The 24,310-nt window shown below is 32.9% G+C and carries 22 protein-coding genes and 1 pseudogene; 3 read left to right on the forward strand and 20 right to left on the reverse strand.

What is annotated here, in order from left to right; all coding sequences use genetic code 11:
* Positions 1-3: 3 nt before the first annotated feature.
* The gene (locus tag ERL59_RS21465; protein ID WP_160647498.1) at positions 4-1,983 is read right to left on the reverse strand and encodes a sensor domain-containing diguanylate cyclase; all 1,980 of its coding nucleotides are present in this window, start codon (positions 1,981-1,983) and stop codon (positions 4-6) included.
* 423 nt (positions 1,984-2,406) lie between these two features.
* Between ERL59_RS21465 and rpsD the strand changes: the two genes are divergently transcribed.
* Entirely contained in the window at positions 2,407-3,006 is a 600-nt protein-coding gene (gene rpsD, locus ERL59_RS17295) for a 30S ribosomal protein S4 (protein WP_160647499.1), read from the forward strand.
* A 73-nt stretch (positions 3,007-3,079) separates the two neighbouring features.
* Here the strand turns inward: rpsD and tyrS are convergent, their stop codons facing one another.
* On the reverse strand, positions 3,080-4,339 hold the full coding sequence (tyrS, locus tag ERL59_RS17300; protein ID WP_160647500.1) for a tyrosine--tRNA ligase: 1,260 nt from the start codon (positions 4,337-4,339) through the stop codon (positions 3,080-3,082).
* Positions 4,340-4,586: 247 nt separating this feature from the next.
* Between tyrS and ERL59_RS17305 the strand changes: the two genes are divergently transcribed.
* The gene (locus ERL59_RS17305; protein ID WP_160647501.1) at positions 4,587-7,691 is read left to right on the forward strand and encodes a transglycosylase domain-containing protein; all 3,105 of its coding nucleotides are present in this window, start codon (positions 4,587-4,589) and stop codon (positions 7,689-7,691) included.
* An 89-nt stretch (positions 7,692-7,780) separates the two neighbouring features.
* Here the strand turns inward: ERL59_RS17305 and acsA are convergent, their stop codons facing one another.
* The 13 genes and pseudogenes from acsA to crcB (ERL59_RS17365) all read right to left on the reverse strand — a co-directional run bounded on the left by acsA (position 7,781) and on the right by crcB (ERL59_RS17365) (position 18,329).
* The gene (acsA, locus tag ERL59_RS17310) at positions 7,781-9,508 is read right to left on the reverse strand and encodes an acetate--CoA ligase (protein WP_160647502.1); all 1,728 of its coding nucleotides are present in this window, start codon (positions 9,506-9,508) and stop codon (positions 7,781-7,783) included.
* A 181-nt stretch (positions 9,509-9,689) separates the two neighbouring features.
* Positions 9,690-10,400, reverse strand: a complete 711-nt coding sequence (locus ERL59_RS17315; protein WP_160647503.1) for a 5'-methylthioadenosine/adenosylhomocysteine nucleosidase — start codon at positions 10,398-10,400, stop codon at positions 9,690-9,692.
* Positions 10,397-11,404 (reverse strand): catabolite control protein A, encoded by a 1,008-nt coding sequence (gene ccpA / locus ERL59_RS17320; protein ID WP_160647504.1) that lies wholly within the window; start codon positions 11,402-11,404, stop codon positions 10,397-10,399. Before ccpA ends, ERL59_RS17315 begins: the two co-directional genes overlap by 4 nt.
* A 290-nt stretch (positions 11,405-11,694) precedes the next feature.
* Positions 11,695-11,973: a hypothetical protein gene (locus ERL59_RS17325; RefSeq protein WP_235929936.1), complete on the reverse strand. Its 279-nt coding sequence runs from the start codon at positions 11,971-11,973 to the stop codon at positions 11,695-11,697.
* A gap of 15 nt (positions 11,974-11,988) precedes the next feature.
* Positions 11,989-12,108: pseudogene (locus ERL59_RS21340) on the reverse strand (YgiT-type zinc finger protein); the annotation flags it as partial.
* 47 nt (positions 12,109-12,155) lie between these two features.
* Complete coding sequence (locus ERL59_RS17330; protein WP_235929932.1) at positions 12,156-12,593, reverse strand: VanZ family protein; 438 nt, start codon at positions 12,591-12,593, stop codon at positions 12,156-12,158.
* Positions 12,580-13,104 (reverse strand): type 1 glutamine amidotransferase domain-containing protein, encoded by a 525-nt coding sequence (locus ERL59_RS17335; protein WP_160647506.1) that lies wholly within the window; start codon positions 13,102-13,104, stop codon positions 12,580-12,582. Before ERL59_RS17335 ends, ERL59_RS17330 begins: the two co-directional genes overlap by 14 nt.
* Positions 13,105-13,121: 17 nt before the next feature.
* Positions 13,122-14,852, reverse strand: a complete 1,731-nt coding sequence (ptsP, locus tag ERL59_RS17340) for a phosphoenolpyruvate--protein phosphotransferase (RefSeq protein ID WP_160647507.1) — start codon at positions 14,850-14,852, stop codon at positions 13,122-13,124.
* Positions 14,853-14,969: 117 nt separating this feature from the next.
* On the reverse strand, positions 14,970-15,635 hold the full coding sequence (locus ERL59_RS17345) for a hypothetical protein (protein ID WP_160647508.1): 666 nt from the start codon (positions 15,633-15,635) through the stop codon (positions 14,970-14,972).
* A gap of 142 nt (positions 15,636-15,777) precedes the next feature.
* The gene (locus ERL59_RS17350; RefSeq protein ID WP_160647509.1) at positions 15,778-16,197 is read right to left on the reverse strand and encodes a CoA-binding protein; all 420 of its coding nucleotides are present in this window, start codon (positions 16,195-16,197) and stop codon (positions 15,778-15,780) included.
* A gap of 61 nt (positions 16,198-16,258) precedes the next feature.
* Entirely contained in the window at positions 16,259-17,554 is a 1,296-nt protein-coding gene (aroA, locus tag ERL59_RS17355) for a 3-phosphoshikimate 1-carboxyvinyltransferase (protein ID WP_160647510.1), read from the reverse strand.
* Positions 17,555-17,571: 17 nt separating this feature from the next.
* Complete coding sequence (gene crcB / locus ERL59_RS17360) at positions 17,572-17,940, reverse strand: fluoride efflux transporter CrcB (RefSeq protein WP_160647511.1); 369 nt, start codon at positions 17,938-17,940, stop codon at positions 17,572-17,574.
* The gene (gene crcB, locus ERL59_RS17365; protein ID WP_160647512.1) at positions 17,937-18,329 is read right to left on the reverse strand and encodes a fluoride efflux transporter CrcB; all 393 of its coding nucleotides are present in this window, start codon (positions 18,327-18,329) and stop codon (positions 17,937-17,939) included. The genes crcB (ERL59_RS17360) and crcB (ERL59_RS17365) overlap by 4 nt, the downstream gene beginning before the upstream one ends.
* 95 nt (positions 18,330-18,424) lie before the next feature.
* On the opposite strand from crcB (ERL59_RS17365), the gene ERL59_RS17370 reads away from it, so the two are divergent.
* Positions 18,425-18,724 carry a rhodanese-like domain-containing protein gene (locus ERL59_RS17370; protein WP_160647513.1) on the forward strand — a complete coding sequence of 100 codons (300 nt, stop codon included), beginning with the start codon at positions 18,425-18,427 and terminating at the stop codon, positions 18,722-18,724.
* 49 nt (positions 18,725-18,773) lie between these two features.
* Here the strand turns inward: ERL59_RS17370 and ERL59_RS17375 are convergent, their stop codons facing one another.
* The 5 genes from ERL59_RS17375 to ERL59_RS17395 all read right to left on the reverse strand — a co-directional run bounded on the left by ERL59_RS17375 (position 18,774) and on the right by ERL59_RS17395 (position 24,308).
* Positions 18,774-19,289 (reverse strand): shikimate kinase, encoded by a 516-nt coding sequence (locus ERL59_RS17375; protein ID WP_160647514.1) that lies wholly within the window; start codon positions 19,287-19,289, stop codon positions 18,774-18,776.
* A gap of 133 nt (positions 19,290-19,422) precedes the next feature.
* On the reverse strand, positions 19,423-20,838 hold the full coding sequence (gndA, locus tag ERL59_RS17380) for an NADP-dependent phosphogluconate dehydrogenase (RefSeq protein WP_160647515.1): 1,416 nt from the start codon (positions 20,836-20,838) through the stop codon (positions 19,423-19,425).
* A gap of 312 nt (positions 20,839-21,150) precedes the next feature.
* Positions 21,151-21,747, reverse strand: coding sequence for a hypothetical protein (locus ERL59_RS17385; protein WP_160647516.1), 597 nt, complete (start codon positions 21,745-21,747; stop codon positions 21,151-21,153).
* 238 nt (positions 21,748-21,985) lie between these two features.
* Positions 21,986-23,131, reverse strand: a complete 1,146-nt coding sequence (locus ERL59_RS17390) for an ABC transporter permease (protein ID WP_160647517.1) — start codon at positions 23,129-23,131, stop codon at positions 21,986-21,988.
* Complete coding sequence (locus ERL59_RS17395; RefSeq protein ID WP_160647518.1) at positions 23,124-24,308, reverse strand: ABC transporter permease; 1,185 nt, start codon at positions 24,306-24,308, stop codon at positions 23,124-23,126. Before ERL59_RS17395 ends, ERL59_RS17390 begins: the two co-directional genes overlap by 8 nt.
* Between the last annotated feature and the right edge of the window lie 2 nt (positions 24,309-24,310).

The following is a 24,310-nucleotide window of genomic DNA, read 5'->3' on the forward strand; positions in this document are numbered from 1 at the left end:
TATTTATTCATTAACTTGTATTTGATTTCTTCCTAATTTCTTAGCTTCGTATAGTGCCATATCTGCTTTATATATTAAGTTTTCAACTCCGATGATTTTATCATCTAAGCTCCAATCAGAAATTCCACATGAAACACTAACTCGGGGATTTGTCTCATTATATACTCTATTTCTGATACGCTCAGCTATTTTTATTGCTTGTTCTACCTTGGCTTCAGGAATATAGACTGCTATTTCTTCACCACCCCATCTTGCAGCGATGTCTGAATCCCGAATACAAGACTGAATAATTTTACTAACTTGTTTCAAAATCTTATCTCCAAGTTGATGACCATATTGATCGTTTACTTTTTTAAAGAAGTCTATATCGAACAGAATTAGTGAACCATAATGATGATCAATTAACATCTTCGTAACCTGTTCATCTAAATAATGCCTTGCATATAATCCTGTTAAATTATCAGTAATCACCATTCGATTCATTTCATCATGAAGCATAGCGTTACTCATTGCAAGTCCAATATGCGTTGAAAGAATTTGCAACATTCTAAAATTATCATATGTAAAAAAGTTTGGCATTTGATTTGTAAACATGACAACACCTGAAACTTCATCATTTACGAGTATAGGTGAAGCAATTAACGAACGAGATTTTGTAATTTCCATCACCTTTGAACTTACAGAAGGATCCGTATTATAATCTTGAACAATTAGGCCTTCTTTTGTTTGATTCACAACACCAGAAAAGCCATAGTTTATTGAAAAAACATCATTCGTTAAATTTGGAATATTACTTGATTTTATAATAATTTGATTTTTCTCCTTATTAAATTCAAGTATACATCCAAAATCCGCATTAAATATATTAATTAATTCATTGGAAATATAATCAAAAAGTTCATATAAATTCAAACTTTTATTTAACCTTCGCGTAATATCATTAATTAATCTTAACTCACCAATTAACGAATTAGACTGTTCCAATAATTTAGCGTTTTCAAAAGCAACCCCTGCTGAATCGGCTAACATAGAAACAAAGTTAATTTCCTTATCACAAAAGACCTCTAAGTTCGTTTGAATTCTAAAAACACCATATACAGCCTGTAAACCACGTAATGGAACGGAAATTAGCTGGTTGTCTGATTCAAGACGTTGTACTTGAATTTCACCTTCCATAAAGGCACGCTTACAATAAGGATCTTCATTTACGTCAAATGATATTGATTTAAGCGATGTATTGGGTTTATTATCTAACGATAAAAATAATTGAACTTCACATCTTGGATAAATATCTTTTATCTTTTGTATGACTTCAGATAATATTAAATCCCCGTCTAATTTTGATTGAAGATTTTTATTTATCTGGTATAGTTGCTCTTTGAGTTTATGTTCTTTAGAAATCTTTAAATTTTCCGTATATAGTTTAAAATTCAAATGAGCTTCTATATTTTTGTGTAAGATCGATTGAAAAGACATTCCAAGCGATTTAATTACAAAAAGTTCATTCATATTTTCATCTTGTTCCAAAATAGCACCTAACACTACTTTCTGATTATTTACCACTGAAAATACGATAGGAATAGGCACTGCACTAGTAATGTATTTTTTAAATGGCTCATATGTATGTTCTTCAAGATAAACCATACTTAGTTCTAAATGACTAATACACTTATTTAATGCGTTTACTCCTAACTCCGATTTATCCCAAACAACATCAGGTTCTAAAATGAAATTTAATTTATTAGTATAGACCCAATCTGAAAAAACATGACTTTCCAACAATTTCCCATTCATATCTGCTATAAAAAAAGCACCCTGAACTTTGAGTGATTCAGTGATGATTTGATTAATAAACTCTTTAAATGATTTTGTTATGAACTGATTTAGAAGTTGATCATTCATATTTTCATTAATAATACTATAGTCCCATTGATGAGAGGTATGTACACTATCCTTTTTAATCTTGCACTGATTACTATTCACATTCACACAAACACCTTCTTCACCAAAAAAAGATAGTAGACACAGGGTCTTAAGTCATGTATGATAATATGTATTTTATAGAATCCCATTTTCCAATATATCTATAATACTATTATTTTAGTGATTTTGCACTATATCAATTTGATGTAGATCAGAAATATAACTATTTTTTAGTAAAAACTTGACTTAAGCAGTACTTTTCTTATAAAATTAACGATTAGAGAATGTGGATAGCGTTATGTATTTATGGTGGGAAAAATTTGTGTAAATACCCTCACTAATTTTATGGATGATAGACCTGCGGCTGAAGAGTTTATCAATGTTTAACCTCGCTATCCCTTTGGTTAAACTGCATAAATTTAGGCACAAGCTGAAACCGACCAATTTAAATTTAATTATTAATTATAAAAGGAGTCAAAATACATGGCACGTTACACAGGTCCAAAATTCAAATTAAGTCGTCGCTTAGGAATTTCCTTAAGCGGTACAGGTAAGGAATTAAAAAGAAATTATCCACCAGGTCAACATGGTGCAAATCAAAGAAGAAAAATTAGCGGATACGGTTTACAACTTATGGAAAAGCAAAAACTTCGTCATATGTACGGTTTAAATGAAAAGCAATTCCGTAATCTGTTTGACAAAGCTTCTAATATGAAAGGTATTTCTGGTGAAAACTTCATGATCTTATTAGAAAGCCGTTTAGATAATTTAGTTTATCGTTTTGCATTATCCAATTCACGTGCTGGAGCTCGTCAGCTTGTAGCACATGGACATGTGACTGTAAATGGTAAAAAAGTGGATATTCCATCTTATGCTGTTAAACCAGGTGACGTAATTGGTTTAAGAGAAAAAAGCAGAGGATTAAAAGTCATCAAAGAATCAATGGAAAACAGCAACTTTACTCCGGCTTATGTAGAATTTGATGAAAAAGCAATGGAAGGTAAATATGTTCGCTATCCAGAACGTGCGGAATTACCTCCTGAAATCAACGAACAACAAATCGTCGAGCTTTACAGTAGATAATAAAAACCCCCTCATTGAGGGGGTTTTTTCTATATTCAATTCTTACAAATAGTCTATTCTACTCCTCACTTTTTCAGGTCAAGGAAATTTTTGCAAATTTTCTTTTTCCTACTTGTACAATATCCCCTTCTTTTGGGTTCACTACAGCATTGACATCCATGATTTTCTCTTCATTTATTCTAACTGCTCCTTGAGTAATACTTCTCCTTGCTTCCCCATTCGAGTTTTGTAACTTTAATAAAACGAGCAAATTGATCAAACGCAATGCACCTTCATCGAGATGGTTAGGAGCAACTTCAACAGTAGGAATATCATCTGGCAAAGCTCTCTTTTGAAAAACGGTCTTAAAGCGCTCCTCAGCTTCATTCGCAGCTTCTAAACCATGGTACATTCTTACAAAGGTATGCCCTAATTTCATTTTCGCGTCTCTAGGATGTACTTTACCATTTTCTAACCCTATTTTTAATTCTCCTAAATCCTCAATAGACATATCTGTAGCAAGTTCATAATATTTAATCATCAATTCATCTGGTATTGACATAGATTTACCATAAATTTCACTTGGCTCTTCATCTATTCCAATATAATTATTTAAACTTTTACTCATTTTTTTAACGCCGTCTAACCCTTCAATTAATGGAAGCATAACCGTTGCTTGTGTTGGGACGCTGTATTCTTTTTGCAACGTCCTTCCCATCAATAAGTTGAATTTTTGATCAGTGCCGCCAATTTCAATGTCACTTTTCAAGGCGACTGAATCATACCCTTGCATTAAAGGGTAGAAAAACTCGTGAATACTGATGGATTGACCTGAATTGTATCGTTTAGAAAAATCATCACGTTCCAGCATTCGAGCAACGGTAACTTTAGCAGATAGTTCAACAACATCCGCAAAGCTCAATGGTGCCAACCATTCTGAATTAAAAAAAACGGTTGTTTTTTCAATATCAAGTATTTTAAAAAATTGCTCTTTATAAGTCTGAGCATTTTTGATAACATCTTCCTCTGTTAATTGTTTACGTGTTTCAGATTTTCCTGTAGGATCCCCTATTCGTCCTGTAAAATCCCCTATTATCAGTTGAACCTGATGTCCAAGGTCTTGAAATTGTCTGAGTTTATGTAAAACTACGGTATGACCTATGTGAATATCTGGTGCCGAAGGATCTAACCCTAATTTTACTTTTAAAGGTTCATTAGTTAACACTGATTTGATAACCTTTTGCTTTAAATCTTCCTCAGGTACGATTTCAGCTACTCCACGGTGGATAACTTCTAATTGTCTATTCACCTCAGTTTGCTGCTCTATTGTAAGCTCTTCCCATTTTGCCACCATTCATTCTTTCCCTCCATTTAAATCCTAAAAATGATCATATTATTTCATGATTATATTTTTACAACATTTTTAAAAAGTGCAACTTTTACTCTTTATTGACGTAAAAAAGTTGTATTATTTGGATTGCAATTTCATTCTTTTATATCAAACAACAACGGTAAAGTCAACCAAATGAATGCTATGTTATAGCGAATGTTCAAGCAAAAACCTTTATGCTATAATGGGTTAGACCGGAGGGGGATCAAAAATGTCAAAGAAACAAAACAAAAACAAATCAAATCCTATACTTAAGAAATCACTATTTATATCTTTGATAACATTAAAATGGATATTAATTATTGGAATTATATTTGGGATTTTAACTGGTGGAGTGGTATTAGGTTATGTCACATCTATAGTTAAAGATGAACCTGTGCGTTCACCAGAAGAAATGGTATCTGAGGTTATGAAAAACAATGTCTCTGGGTTTGCCTATTTTAATGATGAGACATTGATTGGACAACTCCGTTCAGTAGAAGACCGTAGAATGATTGAGTTGAATGACATACCTAAAGTCATCCAAGATGCTTTTATTGCCACAGAAGATCAAAATTTTGAAAATCACATTGGAATAGATATTAAAGGAATAACACGTGCAGTAAAACAACAAGTGTTTAATGAGCAAATTCAAACAGGTGGAAGTACAATTACACAACAATTGGCGCGAAGAGTATTTTTAAATTTTGATCAAACAATTGATAGAAAAGTAAAAGAAATCATTCTTTCCGTTCGTATGGAGCAAGTTTTAACAAAGGATCAAATTCTAGAAGCATATTTAAATAAAATCGGATTTGGTACAGGTTCTAGTGGATATCCAGTTTCTGGAGTAAAGGCAGCTATTCAAGGTATTTTTGGTTTAAATGATCTTAATGATATCAATATAGCACAAGCTGCATTCCTGGCTGGTTTACCACAAAATCCAAATAAATACTCACCTTTTACTGGATATGGAGAGTTTGACGAACCAGGGTTTAATGCTGCAGTAGAAAGACAAAAACATGTACTTAATCGTATGAAAGAAGCAGGGAAAATTACAGAGGCTGAATATACAGAAGCATTGAATTTTGACATTAAAGCTTCTTTAGCTAAACCTTCTGAAAAAGCATACACTACTTATCCATATTTAATGATTGAGATAGAACGTAGAGCAGCTGAAATTTTATTAAAACAAGAAAATCCTGAATTATCTCAGGAGGAAATTGACGCATCTGTAGAAGAATACCGTGAAACAGTCATTAATGGTGGATATAAAATTTATACAACCATTGATCAGACCATTTATGATGCTATGCAAGAGATAGCTCAGAATCCAGACAACTTTGCTCCAGATAATGAAAATGGTGTGGAACAAACCGGTGCAGTCATGATTAACAATAAAACCGGTTCGATCTTAGGGATGATTGAAGGGCGAGGTTATGAAATAGAAGAATATAACCATGCAACACAGATGAAAAGACAACCCGGATCTTCTATGAAACCTATTGCAGCTTATTTACCTGCAATAAATTCAGGAGAATTACAACCTGCTTCAATTTTAGATGATATTCCAATCATCCTACCTGATGGAGGTAAAGGTGCTCATCTTCCATTGAACTGGGACTACAAATATCACGGATTAATGACAGCTCGTGAAGCTCTAAACGAATCCTACAATATCCCTGCGATTTATGTTTATAATGAAATAGTTGGTAGAGATGACGCACTTGATTTTGTTGAGGAGTTAGGAATTACAACTTTAACTGAGGAAGACAGAAATGCACAAACAGGGGTTATTGGCGGGCTATCCTACGGAACTACTGTTGAGGAATTAACCAATGCATTTTCAAGTATAGCTAACTATGGTGAATTTAACGATGCCTATTTAATTGAAAAAATTGAAGATTCTGATGGGAAAATCGTATACGAGCATCAGCACGCACCTGAAAAATTATTTACAGAACAAGCTGCATTTTTAATCACTGATATGTTAAAAACAGCAGTTGCTGAAGGAGCTTCAGGTGGTGAAATCAGAAAAGGATTTAAAAACTACGGAAAAATACCAATTGTAGGTAAAACAGGGACGACCAATCTATATCGAGATGTTTGGTTTTTAGGATATTCACCTGACATTACATTAGGTGTATGGGCTGGATATGACCAAAACGGCTCTTTAGATTTTGGAAGATATGATGAACGTACTGGAAAAGCCAGAGCGAAAGAAATATGGTCAAAGGTAATGGACAAAACAATTGAATTAAAGCCTGGCCTATTTGAGACAACTGAGTTTTATCAACCAGAAGGGTTAGTAAGAAAAACAGTTTCAAGCAAATCAGGACTGATTCCTACAGAATTAACCAAACAGGCAGGATTTACAACAACAGATTTATTCGACAAAAAGTATGTCCCTACTGAGATGGATGATAGTTTATCAGAATTACCTGTCATTAGTTATAATGACATCAATTATATCCCTCTTGCTTCTACACCAGACGATATGATTGAAACCAAAATCGTTGTAAATAGAAGTACTTCTTTAAAAGAGTTATATGAGAAAATAGATTCAATCTTAAAAGGGTATTCCAGTAGTCAAAAACCTAAAAATAGCAATGGATATCCTATGAGGCTTGAAGACTTCTATCCTACTGACATGGGTTCAACTGCTCCTATAGCTGAAGAGCCAAGAATAGAGGATGGTAAAAATCCGGAACCTCCATTCAATGTTAGATTAGAACAAAAAGAAGGAATCAATGTGATTACATTTGACCACAGTCCAAGTGAGGATGTAGTAGGTTATCGTTTTTATAGAAATAATGGAAATGGATTTACACATTCACAAACGAAACGATACGATGATGAATTGAAGTTTAAAGATTATGTAAGTGGATCTGTTGATTATTTTTATTATGTTGTAGCTGTAGATGTAGCCGGGAACATTTCTGAACCTAAAAGACTTCAAACAAATAAAGATGCTGAATCACCTGAAATTCCTGTGCAAGAAGATGAAGAAGGAGATACAGATGACAATGATGATAATGAAGGAAGTGGAGTTGATTTAGGTAATATTGGATCATTACCGAAGATCCCAACAAATGTTGAAGCTGTAAAAGATGAATTAACTGTAAAAATTACATGGATTGCAAATTCTGTCAATGATAAAGTTTTATATTATGAAATTTATTACAGTGATAAAAAAGATGGAGATTATCAATTCATCTCCAATGCGAATAAAAATTCCTTTGCAGACACCAGTATTATAAATGAAGGATGGTATCGAATTGCCGCAGTAAATAAAACAGGAGCTTCAGCATTATCTGATCCTGTAGAAGTAAAGTAATTATATTGCCAAACTAAAAAACCCCCTATCATACTCATTACGAGTTAGATAGGGGGTTTTAAGAATTGTTAATAAAGATTTATACTTCATTAATCTTCAATAGTAGAAAGATCTCCAGTTGGGAGGTTTAATTCCCAAGCTTTTAATACACGTCTCATAATTTTACCACTTCTTGTTTTAGGAAGCTTATCTTTGAATTCAATTTCACGAGGTGAAGCATGAGCAGATAATCCTTCCTTTACATATTGTGAAATTTGATCTTTTAACACTTGTGAAGGTTTATAGCCTTTTCTCAGAGAGATATAAGCTTTAATAATTTCTCCACGAACAGGATCAGGAATACCAATTACACCTGCTTCTGCAACAGCAGGATGTTCAACCAATTTACTTTCTACCTCAAATGGACCTACTCTCTCACCAGATGTATTAATAACATCATCAATTCTACCTTGAAACCAAAAATAACCGTCTTCATCACGATAAGCAGAATCTCCAGATATATACCAACCTGGAATTCTAAAATATTCCTCGTATTTAGTCTTGTTTTTCCATATTTTTCTCATCATCGAAGGCCACGGAGTTTTAATGGCTAAGTTGCCCATATGATACGGTGCTACTTCTTTACCATAATCATTAATAATGGCTGCCTCAACACCCGGTATAGGTTTTCCCATGGAACCAGGTTTGATCTCCATTCGAGGATAATTACAAATGAGCTGCCCTCCTGTTTCTGTCATCCACCAAGTATCATGTATTCGCTGATGATATACTTTCAAACCCCAACGAATAACCTCAGGATTGAGTGGTTCTCCTACACTTAATACATGTCTAAGGCTAGATAGATCAAATTGTTGGACAACATCATCCCCAGCTCCCATCAGCATACGAAATGCAGTTGGAGCACTGTACCATACCGTAATTTTATATTTTTGAATGGTTTCATACCAATCTTGAGGACTAAATCTGCCACCTCTAATTACATTGGATGCTCCATTTAACCAAGGAGCAAATATCCCATAAGATGTACCTGTAACCCATCCGGGATCAGCAGTACACCAATAAATATCATCCTTATGCAAATCCAGAACTATTTTTCCAGTATAATAATGTTGAATCATTGCATTGTGAGAGTGAAAAACACCTTTAGGTTTTCCTGTAGAACCAGAAGTATAGTGAATAATTAAACCATCTTCAAGATCAACCCACTCTATTTCAAACTCATCTGAAGCATTTTTCATTGCTTGATTAAAATCCACCTGTCCTTCAGATAAAGAAATATCTTCACCAACTAATATGATATGTTTTAAATTTGGTAAATCTGAAACTTGAATTCGATGAAGTAATTCTGGTGTGGTCACTACAGCAACAGCTTCGCTATCCTCCAATCGATCCTTCACGGCTGTTTCCATAAATGCTTCAAATAATGGACCCACAATTGCCCCATTTTTAATGGCTCCTAGTAAGGCAAAATAAAGCTCAGGAGTTCTTGGCATAAAAATAAATACACGGTCCCCTTTTTGAATTCCAAGATCCTTTAATATATTTGCTGCTTGGTTAGATTTCTTTTTCATTTCTTTGAAAGTGTAAGATTCATCACGGATTGCATCACTGTAATATAAAGCTACCTTATCTTTTATTGGCGACTCCGCATGTCGATCAATCGCTTCGTAAGCCATATTTACTTTCCCTGATTTGTTCCAAGAAAAGTCCTTCATAACATGTTCCCACTTGAATTCAGAAAGACTGGTTTCATAGTCTTGTAAATTTCCTTCTGTTGCTACTACCTCAATTACTTCTTCATCATTATTTTTCCCCATAATCCCCCTCCTATTTCAAATAACTGCTATTGTAAGTGCTTCCATTAAAATATATGAAAACAAAAAAATACGATGAACATTTTCTGACATTTCTATTATATCATATCTTCAAGGTGATTTATGTCTAACAATAGAGTAAAATAATCTACAAAAAAAGAAATAAACTAAACAACCCTCACATTTAGTGAGGGTTAATATTTTTAAACATATGCTCTACAATTTGATAAGAATGTTGAGAGGCTTGTACAACAAACTCTGCAAAATTAACATTTGCGGAACCATCTGCTTTATCTGACATTGACCGAATTATCACAAATGGAACTTCATTCATGGAGCACACCTGAGCTACTGCTGCCCCTTCCATTTCTGTACAATCTCCGCCCAACTGCTCATGTAAATTTCTAACGATTTCACGATCAGCAATGAATTGATCTCCTGATAATACTCTTCCTTTTCTAGTATGACCTTTAAACCACTTTTCACTTGCATTGGAAGCTAAATTTATTAACTGATGATCTGCTTTAAAAATAGAGATTTTATCATAAGGAATCATTCCTTTATCAAAACCAAGTGCAGTAGCATCCATATCGTGATGCATACAATCAGTAGATATGAGAATATCACCTATTTGTAACTCTGGATGAAGAGCGCCTGCAACACCTGTAAAAATAATGGCACCTACCCGAAAGGTATCAATTAATATTTGAGAACATATTGCAGCATTTACTTTTCCCACACCGGATTTACATAAAACAACCTTTGTATCATAAAAATTTCCTTCATAAAACTGTATGCCTGCTTTTACAACCGTTTTTGGATTGTCAATATGATTAAGAAACCTCTTTATTTCTTCATCCATTGCACCAATTATTCCTATTTTAGGATAAATCATGTTAACCTTTTCACGCTATTTCTTTGAATTAGCTCATGTGGTAATATAATTTGAGATTGCTCAATCTCTTCATTCACCATTAGTTTTGTTAAAAGCCTCATAGAAACAGCACCTATATCATACATCGGTTGTGCTACTGTAGTAAGCAAAGGTCTCACCATAGAAGCCATTCTAATATTATCAACACTGATAACAGAAATATCCTCAGGTACTTTTAAACCAGCATCTTGAATTGCATGAATTGCACCTATCGCCATTTCATCAGTAACAGCAAATACAGCAGTAACGTTTTGGTTAGATTCTAAGAAGTATTTCATTTTTTCTAAACCTGAATCATAACGGAAGTTACCAACTTGTATAAGATCTTCATTTACGGTTAGTCCTGCATCCTCAATTGCTTTTATATAGCCTTGGTATCTTGCAAATCCTTTAGCTAGATCCTTAAAGTTACCACCAATTAGAGCGATATCTCGATGTCCTTCATTTAATAAAGCTTGTACTGCATCAAATGCCGCTTTTTCATGATCAATATCTACAGATGGTATATTTTCAGACTCTTCTTTCGTTCCACATAATACAATCGGCACACTTGCTGTTTTAAAAGCATGAATATGATCTTCTGTTACTGTACCACCCATAAATAATAATCCATCCACTTGTTTTTCCAACAACGTGTTAATCACTTGAATTTCCTTCTCTTTTTTCTTATCAGAGTTACATAAGATGATATTGTATCGATACATATTAGCAATATCTTCCACACCTCTAGCAACCTCAGAAAAGATGGTATTAGAAATGTCAGGAATTACTACACCAACCGTGGTTGTTTTCTTACTAGCTAGCCCTCTAGCTACAGCATTTGGACGATATCCTAGCTTTTCTATGGCATCGAACACTTTTTTACGTGTTTGAGGTTTTACATTTGGATTGTTATTAACTACCCTCGACACGGTGGCCATTGATACACCTGATTCTCTTGCTACATCATAAATAGTTACTGTCACTTTTTTTCTCTCCAATTGTTATATTCTATAAATATCATACGATATTATAATCTTATTGTAAACTTTAGGCATTTTTTAATTTAAATATAAATGGATTACAAGTACATATTACAACTAATTTAGAGTCGGTAACTCATGAAAAAATGTAAATTTCTTAACAATTTAACATTTGATATAAAAAGAAAAAATCAATTGATTAATTGATTTTTTTCAAAGCAGTTTTATTCTTTTAACAAATTAAAATTGATCAAAATTCTAAGATAAATCATTAATATTATATATTTTTCACTTTAAAAATGAATTAGTTCTGTTAGCTGCAATAAACGTTTCTCAGTTTCATTAACCCACTTTGTATCATGTAAGGATTGAGCTAGCAATAATATATCAAGTAGTTCATTAATTCTTAGTTGTATGATATCCTCAATTGGGATATGTATTAATTCTTTCTCTGAGCTTACATATAAAAGATGAGCAAACTCATTTATTTCATTAAAAAATATTTGATTTTTGGAATAAGAAGGATCTATCTTTTGTATCAATTGAGTTAAATCTTCCTTAACATCCAACAACACTTCACTCTCCTCACAATTTTCACATGAAAATATGGGGACGTTTCTTATGTGTATTTTTTTAGAGTATTTAACTGTTCTTAATTGAATACTCAAAGTTTTACCGCACTTACATTCTTTTTGCAAACCAATCACTCCCTATGTGTCAATATTTCTACACTAGAGTTGCAAATTCCTGTTTGTTAATCTTGGTAAATATAGGAAGAAAGCAACTTTTTATAGACCTTTTTTAAAGGAGGGATTGAGATAAGCACCATCCCAAGAGCCGCACCGAATGTATCATTTCTTAAATCCAAAATCTCAGGTGTTCTTCCAGGAATGTATGATTGATGAATTTCATCTGTTACCCCATATAATAAACACAAAAATATAACAAAAATTTTTCCTTGAAATGTATTATATTTATGTCCTAACCCTATCAATATAAACCAAGAAAGAATGAAATAGGCTATGATATGTCCCCAATTAAAACTGGTCATCCCTGGAAACCATTTTTGAAAAAGAGGTAACATAGAATGAAGCTCATCTCCTTGCTGTTGAGAAAGGACAAATATTATAATCATCCAAATAATCGCTGGGACCCATCTTAAAAACAATTTAAATAATTTATTCTTCTGCAAGAACACGTATAAATTCCTTTGTAAAGTTTGGTAAATCTGGAGGTCTTCTTCCTGAAACGATATGACGGTCTACAACAACTTCTTGATCTATCCAGTTAGCTCCAGCATTTATTAAATCATCTTTTATCCCAGGTGTAGAAGTCATCGTGAATCCCTTACAAATTTTTGCTGATATCAAAACCCAACCGCCATGGCAGATGTGAGCAATAGGTTTTTTTGCTTCATGAAACTCTTGAGTTAGACGTAACACATCTTCATATCTTCTTAATTTATCAGGGGCCCAGCCCCCAGTAACATATAATCCTATATAATCACTAGAATCAACCTCATTAAATGCCATCTCAGTAGAAATAGGAACGCCATACTTTCCTATGTAGGTTTCTTTTGCTTTTGGTCCCACTAAATCAACTTGAATACCTGCTTCTCTCATTCGTAATACTGGATACCATAATTCAAGGTCTTCAAATTCTTTTTCCACAAAAGCTATTACTTTTTTTCCTTGTAATTGCAAAATAATACCTCCTTTTATTAAGATATATTTGTCTTATCATTCATCTTTTTAACTAATTCAGTGATTTCTTGACTAGTTTTACATAATAAAATTTCATCAATCATTTGTTTGCAATCTGCTTCATAGATGGACAATACTCTCTCTTTTACTTGTAAAATAGATTGTGAAGACATACTTAGTTTATGAATTCCTAATCCAATAAAAATAGAGGTTGCATTAAAATCACCCGCCATTTCACCACATACACTTATATCAATTTGATTTGCTTTAGCAGCATCCACTGTTTGTTTAAGCATTCGAATGACTGCTGGATGAAATGGTTCATAAAAATCAGCAATATGTTCATTCATTCGATCAACTGCTAAGACATACTGAATAAGATCATTTGTTCCAATACTGAAAAAATCTACTTCTTGAGCTAACAAATCAGCGATTGCAACGGCACTAGGAACTTCTATCATGATCCCAATTTCTATGTTTGGGTTAAAATCATATCCTTTTTCATGTAGTTCCTCTTTAGCTTGTTCTAATATATAATTCGCCTTTCTGATCTCTTCTATAGATGAAATCATTGGATACATTATTTTCACATTTCCCATTGCACTTGCTCTTAAAATCGCTTTTAACTGTGTTTTAAATATGTCTTTTTGATCAAGCAAAAAACGAATAGCCCGGTATCCCAAAAAAGGATTATCTTCTTCAGGAAAAGTGACATAATCTAATTGTTTATCCCCACCGATATCCAATGTTCTGATAATAATTGGCTTGCTGCCCATTTTTTTAACTACATTCTTATATGCTTTTAATTGCTCTTCTTCCGATGGAAAATAATCTCGATCCATATATAAGTACTCACTGCGGAATAATCCAACTCCAGATAAATCATAAGATAATGCAAAATCTACGTCATTTTGTGAATTAATATTTATGTCTAATTGAATTTCTTTACCATCTAATGTAGTAGCTGGTACATTGATTATTTTTTGTAAACTTTTTTGTTTCTCTAACCATGTTTGTTTTTTTAAATTATAAGCTTGTACAATTTCATCGTTTGGATTTACATATACACTACCTTCATCTCCATCCAGAACTATGAAATCTCCCGTTTCAATTGTAATTTCACTCTTACCTTCTAAACCTAATACTGAAGGTATTCCTAGTGCACGCGCCATAATAGCTGAATGAGATGTCTTCCCTCCTGCCATCGTCAGAATCCCTTCCACATGAGAAGGATTTAAATGAGCCAACTGTGAAGGAGATAACTCTTTAGCTACTAAAATAAATGGCTGGTTATCCTGAGGTAAAGTAACCTCAGGAGTTCCTAACAAATGTTTAAGTAATCGATTACCAACATCTTTAATATCCAAAGCACGCTCTCTCATATATTCGTCATCCAACAAATCAAACATATTTGTAAAATGATCCATCGCTTCTTTAACTGCTACTTCTGCTACTTTATATTGACGTTTTATAATTCCTTGAATTTCATCCATAAAAACTGGATCGTCCAAAATAGCTAAGTGAACGTCAAAAATTTTCGATTCTTCACTACCAATCACTTCATTAAATTCTTTTTTTATGTTTGAAATTTCATGTTTAGAAATTTGAACGCCTTCATATAATCTTTCAAATTCTTTTGCAAAATCAGTAACACTTATATTCTCTTCATTTAAATCCCAATTCCATGAAGGAAGAACGAATGCTCTACCTATTGCGATACCAGAAGATGCCGCGATTCCTTTAATCAATGTTATTCCCCACCTTCCTACTATATTGATGGTAAATCGTTATCGATATTTTGTCAAAAAAAATCTCTGATTCTTAATGAACCAGAGATTTAAAAATTTAGTCTAGAATGTATAACTTTAGATCATAGATTGATTTTGGGTTCCATACTCTGAATGCCCTGGCATATTTCCTTTATAATTTGCTAAGTGGAAAGTCTGTGGCTTAGGTGTATGAGATTGTTGTTGAATATAAGCAGATGTTGTCGTTTGGTTTCTATTCATTATGCTTGGTACATGTCCAACTGGTTGAAAATGTTGCTGTTGATTATTTTTGAACTTAAATGAACCTGAAGGTTGAGATTTCTGTTGATTGTTTTCAACCATGGATGGGACAAATCCTGTTGGTTGGTAAGTCTGTGGTTGATTTTGCACCTGACTAGTAAATCCAGCAGTTGGTTGACTATATGTGTGTGCTTTTATTGAAGGTTGAAAACTACGATAACTTGTTTGTCGATAAGTTTGTGGTGTAGTCATATGACTTTGTGAAGCTTGATTTCCAGTAGTATGCGTAGCTTGAGTTACAGACGGGACAAATCCTGCTGGTTGATAAGTTCCAGCTTGAAAGTTAGTGTTTTTAGCATATGCTGGTTGCTGAGTACTTCTAAAACTTGTTAATTTAAATTGATTGGAAGCAGTTGGTGTATGTTGCATCCATTGCGATTGTTGAGATTGACTGGAAGCAGTTGGTGTATGTTGCATCCATTGTGGTTGTTGAGATTGATTCATTGTTTGTTGGTGATACAACTTAAATTCCTCCCTAAAAAATAGTCTACACTGTGTAATTTTTTTCAATTTGTGTAGCTTATATTAGTTTTTCAAGAATAAACTCATTTTATTATGGAAGGTATTGGGATAAAAAAACTCCTAGTGAAAGGAGTTTTTATTTTTAACCTTTAGGATTCAGAATTGAGTCTTCTACTTTAATACAACGATCCATTATAACTTTTAACCCACCATCTTTTGCAATTTGAGCAGATTCTTCATTTATTATTCCCAGTTGCAACCAAAATACTTTTGCGCCAATTTCAACCGCTTCTTTCGCTATAGGCTGAGTATATTCACTCCTGCGAAATACGTTAACGATATCTACGGATTGCGGGATATCTTTAAGGCTTTTGTAACTTTTTTGCCCTAATATTTCTTCAGCATTAGGATTTACAGGTATGATTGTATAACCCTTTTTCTGCATAACTTCTGATACCATATAGGACGTACGATCAGGTTTATCAGAGAGACCCACTACAGCTACGGTTTCAGCTTGTTTAAGTATTTCCTTAATTTGATCTCTTGATGGATTTTCATGCATTTTAATTCCCCCTATATTTTATGTTGGACAATTAGAAGTTTTGTTTAATGAAGCAAGCATATTAGTCTTCTTGTAATTGCACTTTTGCACCTAAAGATTGAATATGTTCAAAGAACTGAGGATAGGACTTAGCAACATGTTGTGCATCACGAATAATAAGACCTTTCTTTGAACGTAATCCAACTACCGTTAATGCCATGATTACTCTATGGTCATAATGTGCATTAATTTCAACTCCACCTTCTACCCCATTAGGTTGTCCATGTACAATGATTTCACTTTGTCTTTCTTCCACATTTGCCCCAGCTTTTTTCAATTCACTACAAAAATCAGTAATACGATCACACTCTTTATATCTTAAATTCTCCACATTATAGAAACGTGATGAGCCCTCCGCAAATACTGCAGCAGCAACCAAAGCTAAAACTGCATCTGTAAAGTGATCCCCATCGAATTCACCAGCTCGAAGAGTATGATTGCCATGAATTGTTAATGTTGATTGATTGTAAGTTAAACTCACACCCATTTGTTTTAACACATCAACCGCTGCTTTTTCTCCTTGTTTACTATCTTCCATTAAACGAAGCATTTGGACATTGGAATTTGTAACCGCAGCTGCTGCCAATATAGCGGCTGAACCAGGATAATCCCCCTCCACTACGTATTTTTGAGGCAAATACTTTTGATTACCTGGGATTTTATAGAACATTAAATCATCACTTGTTTCAATCTGAATGCCCGCTTGTTTTAATACATCTAAAGTTTGTCCAACTACCACCTTTGATTTAAGATCATGTAATACTTCAATCTCACTATCTTCTTCAAGTAATGGCGTTAAAAACAATAAAGAGCTTAAAAACTGCGAACTAACATCCCCAGACACTTGAATTTTTCCACCTTTTGGATTACCTCCACATATTTTAATTGGGAGCTTGCCATTTTGATGCTCAACTTTAATATTCATTTGTTCTAATGCATGAATTAAATCATCATGTGGTCTTTTTCCTAAAGATTCCGGGTAAGTATTTACAAACGTCACTTCTGGACATAGGGCGGCAGTAGACATTAAAAAGCGCAATACTGCTCCAGCATTACCAACATTAAGTTCTTTTACTTGACTCGGTAATTTTCCGAAACCTGTAATGACAATTTTCTCATGGTCCTCTTGCATTTGAGCGCCTAGGTCCTGTATACATCTTCTCATCGCATCACTATCTTCACTATGTGCAGGATAATAAATTGTGCTTGTTCCTTCTGATAACGCTGCAGCTAATAAATAACGCGTTGTATAATTTTTTGAAGATAATGAGTTGATTTCGCCATTTAACTCCCGAGTAGGTTTTACTATTGCTTTCATTATTATTTATCTCTCCCTTATTTCAATCCGATTAAAAATCCTATATAAGCTAATAAAATGCCAAATACATAACTACATGAAATATATAAAAACAAAACCTTCCATTGTTTATCTATATACATCTTTTGAATTTCTACTTTAAAAGTTGAAAATGTAGTAAAGGATCCTAAAAATCCAGCAGCAAAAAACAACATAAAAAATTCATAACCTGCATTCATACATCCAAATAAAACACCTAATAAAAATGATCCGATCAGATTTACAGTAAGTGTACCATATGGAAATTTGCTTGAACATCTTCTTATAAAAACATTAGATACAAAAAAACGGCTACAAGCACCTAAAAATCCACCTACGCCTATTAAATATATTTGTAATAAACTCATGCAAATACACGCCCTATTTTATAACCTATCCAAACAAAAAGAGATCCACCAATAAAACTTACAAAAATATAAATAAAGGCAATGAACATTTTTTCATCTTGAATTAAAGAAATGGTTTCAACACTAAAAGCAGAAAAAGTCGTAAATGAACCAATAAGTCCTGTAGAAATGGCTGTTTTTATTCTCCGTGATAGTTGACTAATCTTAATATATTCAGAAAACCAACCTAATGCAAAACAACCAATGTAGTTACAAAGTAATGTCCCTGTTGGAAAAAAGTAATCACTAAAATAGGTCAACTCGCTAACCATAAAACGTAGATTTGCACCTATAAATCCTGCGAGTCCGATATACAAGTAGATCGCTTTATCATTATTTAACCATGACATGCTGCGATATCCTTTCTATGATATAATAAAAAGACTGTGTTAAAAACGCTTTATATTTTTGGGTCATAACTTAATTATTGGAGGAGACAAAAATTATGAACCAACAAAACATTTTACCAAGAGAAGTAAAAAATAAATTAGATGAAGGTTTAGAACTCAACATAATCGATGTTAGAGAAAACGAAGAGGTTGCTCAAGGAATGATATCTGGTGCAAAACATATTCCATTAGGAGCATTGCCTTCACGTTATCAAGAAATTGAACAAACTGATGAAATTATCCTTGTCTGTCGTAGCGGAAATCGAAGTGGAAAAGCGCTCGAATATTTGCAAATGTTAGGTTTGAAAAACCTTAAAAATATGGAAGGCGGCATGTTAGAGTGGGTTAAACTCTAGATTGCCTAGATGACAACACAAGGTTTACATCCTATACTTTTAACTAACTTTATTTTTTATGTAATATCATTAAATTGTAAATTTGTTCTGCAATACTATCCACCTTCATAACATTTGTGTCTATTACGAAATCTGCAAAATCATAAACATATTTGCGTTGATCCTTCATTTCATAGACCTTTTCTCTTAGATTGCCCTGAAGTAAAGGTCTTTGCTTTTCACCCTCTACACGTTTAATAATGTTCTCAGTATCAGCCTCTAGTTGTATTACTGTACCATGACTTAACATTTTGCTTCGATTTTCAAGCCTTAATACAGATCCTCCACCTGTTGCTATGACCTGTTTTTCATTTGACATTACTTTTTGAATGATTTCTGTTTCTACTTTTCTAAAGTAATTTTCACCGTTCTTTGAGAAAATTTCTGGAATACTCATTTTCTCTCTATGTTCTATTTCTTGATCAGTATCAATAAATTCCCAACCTAATTTTAATGCAAGTTGTTTTCCAACAGTAGATTTTCCAGTCCCCATAAAACCAATTAAAACGACATTATTTTTTTTCATTTATTCTCTCTTTCCCTCCATTGCTACATCAATTTAACCCTTTTCTCTTATGCTGCACTAAAAACTTTTAAGTAATTTAAAAGGTTGAGAAAATGTAATTCCCCAACCCTTTTTTTGATTTATTAAACGTATATTATTCACTATCTAACCATTCGAAATGAAAAGTACCTTCTTTATCAATACGTTTAAAAGTATGAGCCCCAAAATAATCCCTTTGTGCCTGTAACAAATTGGCAGGCAATCTTTCAGTGCGATAACTGTCATAATAAGCTAGCGCAGTTGAAAAACCAGGAACCGGAATCCCATGTGTAACAGCTAATGAAATTACTTCTCTCCAAGCATCCTGATATTTTTCTACGATTTCTTTAAAATAGGCATCTAACAATAAATTTTTCAACGCTGGATTTCGGTCATATGCATCCTTAATATTTTGTAAAAATCCTGCTCGGATAATACAGCCTCCTCTAAAAATCATTGCAATATTTCCATATTGTAAATTCCAATTATATTCTTCAGATGCAGCCCTCATTTGAGCAAACCCTTGTGCATAAGAACAAATTTTACTAGCATATAAAGCTCTTCTTATGGCTTCAATTAATTCTTCTTTTCCTTCACTTAACTTAACTGCTTTAGGTCCATTCAAGACTTTACTTGCTTCTACTCTTTCTTCCTTCATTGCCGAAATAAAACGGGCAAATACAGATTCAGTAATGATAGATAAAGGTACACCTAAATCAAGTGCACTTTGACTTGTCCATTTCCCAGTACCTTTTTGTCCAGCTGTGTCTAAAATAACATCAACCATTGGCTTATTCGTATCCGAGTCAATTTTTGTAAAAATATCAGCTGTAATTTCAATTAAATAACTGTCAAGCTCACCTTTATTCCATTCTGCAAAGATTTCATGAATCTCTTGTGTTTCTATTTGAAGAACATCCTTCATAAGATGATATGCTTCACATATAAGCTGCATATCACCATATTCGATTCCGTTATGTACCATTTTCACATAATGACCAGCACCATCCGGACCAATATATGTACAACAAGGATCTCCATTTACTTTAGCTGAAATAGCTGTTAATATAGGCTCAACTAATTTATAGGCATCTTCTTGACCACCAGGCATAATGGAAGGTCCCTTTAATGCACCTTCTTCACCGCCAGAAACTCCTGTACCAATAAAACGAATACCTGCTTCTTCTAATTGTTTATTTCTTCTTTGTGTATCTGGAAAATAGGCATTCCCTCCATCAATAATAATGTCTCCTTTTGAAAGGTAAGGTAATAACTGTTGAATTGTATCGTCAGTCGGGGTACCTGCTTTTACCATGATGACAATTTTTCTTGGAACTTCTAAAGAGTTTACAAAACCTTCTATCGTATCAAAACCTGATACCTTTTTATCTTTATTTTCTTTTATAAACTCATCTGTTTTCTGATATGATCTATTAAATACAGACACTGAGAAACCTCTGCTTTCAATGTTTAAAGCTAAATTTTTTCCCATGACTGCAAGTCCAATCACACCAATTTGTTGTTTTGACATATGATTTCTTACATCCTTCCATCCAATTTCTAATGTTTATTTTACCTATTTTTAATCAATTCTACAAACCTTCTTTTGTAAAAAAACGTCTATTCAAGTGAAAATGGTAAATAAATTAGACAATTGGTGAACAAATATATATAAATTTGAAAATGCAAAAACCTTGCCTTTTGGCAAGGTTTAAAAGTGAATCTTTATACATTCCTTAAAGTAAAAAGTAATTTACAAGTTAAAAAGGACGATCTAGACAACTTTAATACAGATCGTCTTTTTTAACTTGCAAGCGTGTTTAATCCAATGTTCATTATTTACCTAACCTTCCAATAAAATAAATTCATGACTCAAATTCCTTAACCTTTCCTTACAGGTTTTAATTTCATCTTCGCTTCCATCAATCAGAAGCTTATGAAGCATAGTTAATTCTATATCTAATTCATAACGCAATATCGGAATTCTTTCTTCAATACGGGAAGATTCAAATGCCTGAATAACAGCCTCTAATGTGATATAAGGATCCTTTTGATAAAGTACCTTTTGTTCAACTCCATTAATTTCAACCGTTCTAATAATTTCACCAAACATGATATTTTCAATTAAAATTTGAGAGTCTAAAAACCTTTTTACTATAGCATGCCCTTTAGAGTTCTCTATCATTTTTTCCATTAGTTCGGCTAACCTTCTATCAGTAATGGAGTAATTTCCTATCATTTTAAAACGTTCGTTCATTCGTTCAAATTTTAATTTTAGAAGTTTTTTTCCTAAACGAATTGAAATAATAAAATACTTATCATTTTCATTCCAATATAATGAATAACCTTCTTCAATCAAATTGGTTATAAAATTCTGAATTAGTTTACGGTCAAAACGCAACTCCAGGTTGCAATATTCCACTTCATAACTTTGTTTCACGGCAATCCTCCTCAGTATTTCATTATTTTTATCTAAATAACAGAAATTTCTGAAAATTTCTTGTTATTTATATTATACTGAATTATATGTTTTCGCAACTTGGTTTAATGTTTAAAAACAAAAAAAAGAGCCCCCTCTGGTTGCCCTGTTTATTTGCATATTTATGAATAATGATTTAAAGTCAAATTTTTTTTAAACTAGCTAAATGAATTCATCATATTGCTAGTTATCTTTATTATTATGTTTCTACAGGTTTAAAAACAGCAGAACCAAAACCAATTAATATCACGGCAAATAATAATAACACCAAGAGATGAATACTTACATCTGATAATTCCTGGCCCATTGCCATTTTTTGAACTGCTTCAATAGCCCATTTTTGAGGAACGATATTAGCTAATTTTTGCATGAAATCCGGCATGATTTCAATAGGCCAAAAACAACCCCCAATCATACAAGTCGGTACAACAATTAATGGAGTAATATTACTCAATATTTTAATATTATTTACTGTACTAGCTATAGCAGTGGCTATCCCCATAGAAGCCAGCATGAAAAATGATAAAATAATCAATAACTTACCAAAAGAAACACCATAATCAAATCCTACAATATATTTTGTAAACATAAGCAAAAATATGATTTGTAAACTTCCGATGAGAAAACTTCCTAAAAAGTGTCCAAGAACAATTTCATAACGTCGAATCGGAGCTGTATATATTCTCATCATCGTTTGATTCGTACGATCTTCCAATATTAAAGTAACAGAACTTACTATTAATCCCATAAGAAACATAATCATGAATCCCAATATTGAATTAAGACCTGGTCTATAACTCTCATTAAATTTCGTATAAACAGTGCTCACTTGATTTTTGTTAACTTGTTCCATCAATGCTTCCATCGTAGACTGTATTGAATCCCCAGTGCTATCTATTTGTTTTAGCTGTTCTATAGATTGAGTAAACTGATTTATTCGAAGGTCCAATCTTTGTTTTAGTGCAAAACTCTCTGCATTTTGATTAAGCTGATATAATGTTAGATTGATACTTGTTTCATTAAATAGGTTTTGAGTAAGATCTTTATGAATCACGATTGCAAAGTTAACTTTACCATTAACAACCCACTCTTTGACTTCTTCAACTTCTTGTGCAGCTAATAATTCATATTCACTAAAAGAAGATAAATGAAGAATTAATTCTTTTCCTAACAATCCATTATCTAAGTTTAAATAAGCTACTTTATAATTTTCAGTATAGTCTCTATCAAAAATAAAAATAATTACGGTCATAACGATGACGGGAATCAGAATAATGGTAAGAAAACCTTTTATTGTACCTATCATTCTTTTCAACATATTAAGAGCTATAATCACACTATTCATGATATCCCACCTTCCAATAAATCAATCCAGCTGTTAATGCTAAAACTAAACTTGTACTTCCAATTACCCCCATATTTCTGATAATCATCGTTGAATCACTTTCTATCATTAAACGAATTAAAGTATTGGATGACCAATAATTAATGGAAAATTTCCCTAACGAATTCAAAAAATCACCTAAATTAGGAATCATGCCTCCACTTAAAAAAGTCATAACAAAAATTAATGCCTGGTATATTGCTATGATTGATTTAGATGATTGTAACAAAGAGGTTAAAATAACCCCGATACTAGTAGAAGATACGATCGTTAAAATGATTACACCAAATAATGTAATATAATCATCACCCCAATCTACCCCATAAACAAAAGTTGAAAAAGATATAATAACCATCGCTTGTATTAAAGAAAAAATACCCACACCTAACAGTTTCCCAATGATAATTGTATTTGAATGTAAGGGAATTGAATTCAGCCTAAGCAAAGTAAATGCCTCTTTTTCTTCAGCTAAACTAATAGCTGCAGCCATTCCTGAAAACAACAAGAACATTACTAACATGGTTACTGCATAATATTGAATCGCTGAAGTACTTCCCTCATTTTTTTGCAAGCTACCAATTTTTACATGATTTGAATATTGCAAGTTTAAATTCTGATCCGTAAATAAGGATTCTTGCAATGTTTCTGGTCCCAATACAAAAACTCTTGCTTGCATTTCATTCACTTGGCTTATGAAAGACTCAAATATCGTTCTAGCAACTAAATTTTTTTCTATAGACTCCCCTTCGATAAATTCCCAACTAGTTAACCTTGCACTTATAACAGAATCACTAAAGTCAGCTGGCACTACTATCCCGTAGTCTATTTCTCTACTTTCATATTTTTCAAATAGTTCTTCTCTTGTTTTAATTAAATTTACTGAGACATAAGAATGAATAGGAGGAGAAAACAGAAAATCTGAGATTGTTTGATTAAAAACTCCCTGATCTTTATTCAACACACCTACCTTCACTTTCTCCAACTTTTCATTCTCTCCAGAGGGTTGAAACACACCTGAAAGTGCAGTACCTAAAATTAAAATCAATAATAATGGCAAGCCCAACATAATGAGTAGGATGGAACGCATTCTAAAAAAACGGATAAGCTCATAACCTGCTATTGTAAATATATTCTTCATGC

The organism is Chengkuizengella marina, from assembly GCF_009910845.1.
Classification (GTDB): domain Bacteria; phylum Bacillota; class Bacilli; order Paenibacillales; family KCTC-33759; genus Chengkuizengella; species Chengkuizengella marina.

Excerpts from the sequence above, each read along its gene's own strand:
- ERL59_RS17395 (WP_160647518.1), bottom strand. The coding sequence starts at position 24,308 with ATGAAGAATATATTTACAATAGCAGGTTATGAGCTTATCCGTTTTTTT.
- ERL59_RS17375 (WP_160647514.1), bottom strand. The coding sequence starts at position 19,289 with ATGAAAAAAAATAATGTCGTTTTAATTGGTTTTATGGGGACTGGAAAA.
- ERL59_RS17370 (WP_160647513.1), top strand. The coding sequence starts at position 18,425 with ATGAACCAACAAAACATTTTACCAAGAGAAGTAAAAAATAAATTAGAT.
- acsA (WP_160647502.1), bottom strand. The coding sequence starts at position 9,508 with ATGGGGAAAAATAATGATGAAGAAGTAATTGAGGTAGTAGCAACAGAA.
- gndA (WP_160647515.1), bottom strand. The coding sequence starts at position 20,838 with ATGTCAAAACAACAAATTGGTGTGATTGGACTTGCAGTCATGGGAAAA.
- ERL59_RS17305 (WP_160647501.1), top strand. The coding sequence starts at position 4,587 with ATGTCAAAGAAACAAAACAAAAACAAATCAAATCCTATACTTAAGAAA.
- rpsD (WP_160647499.1), top strand. The coding sequence starts at position 2,407 with ATGGCACGTTACACAGGTCCAAAATTCAAATTAAGTCGTCGCTTAGGA.
- crcB (WP_160647512.1), bottom strand. The coding sequence starts at position 18,329 with ATGTCATGGTTAAATAATGATAAAGCGATCTACTTGTATATCGGACTC.
- ERL59_RS17315 (WP_160647503.1), bottom strand. The coding sequence starts at position 10,400 with ATGATTTATCCTAAAATAGGAATAATTGGTGCAATGGATGAAGAAATA.
- ERL59_RS17390 (WP_160647517.1), bottom strand. The coding sequence starts at position 23,131 with ATGAATAGTGTGATTATAGCTCTTAATATGTTGAAAAGAATGATAGGT.
- crcB (WP_160647511.1), bottom strand. The coding sequence starts at position 17,940 with ATGAGTTTATTACAAATATATTTAATAGGCGTAGGTGGATTTTTAGGT.
- tyrS (WP_160647500.1), bottom strand. The coding sequence starts at position 4,339 with ATGGTGGCAAAATGGGAAGAGCTTACAATAGAGCAGCAAACTGAGGTG.
- ERL59_RS17350 (WP_160647509.1), bottom strand. The coding sequence starts at position 16,197 with ATGCATGAAAATCCATCAAGAGATCAAATTAAGGAAATACTTAAACAA.
- aroA (WP_160647510.1), bottom strand. The coding sequence starts at position 17,554 with ATGAAAGCAATAGTAAAACCTACTCGGGAGTTAAATGGCGAAATCAAC.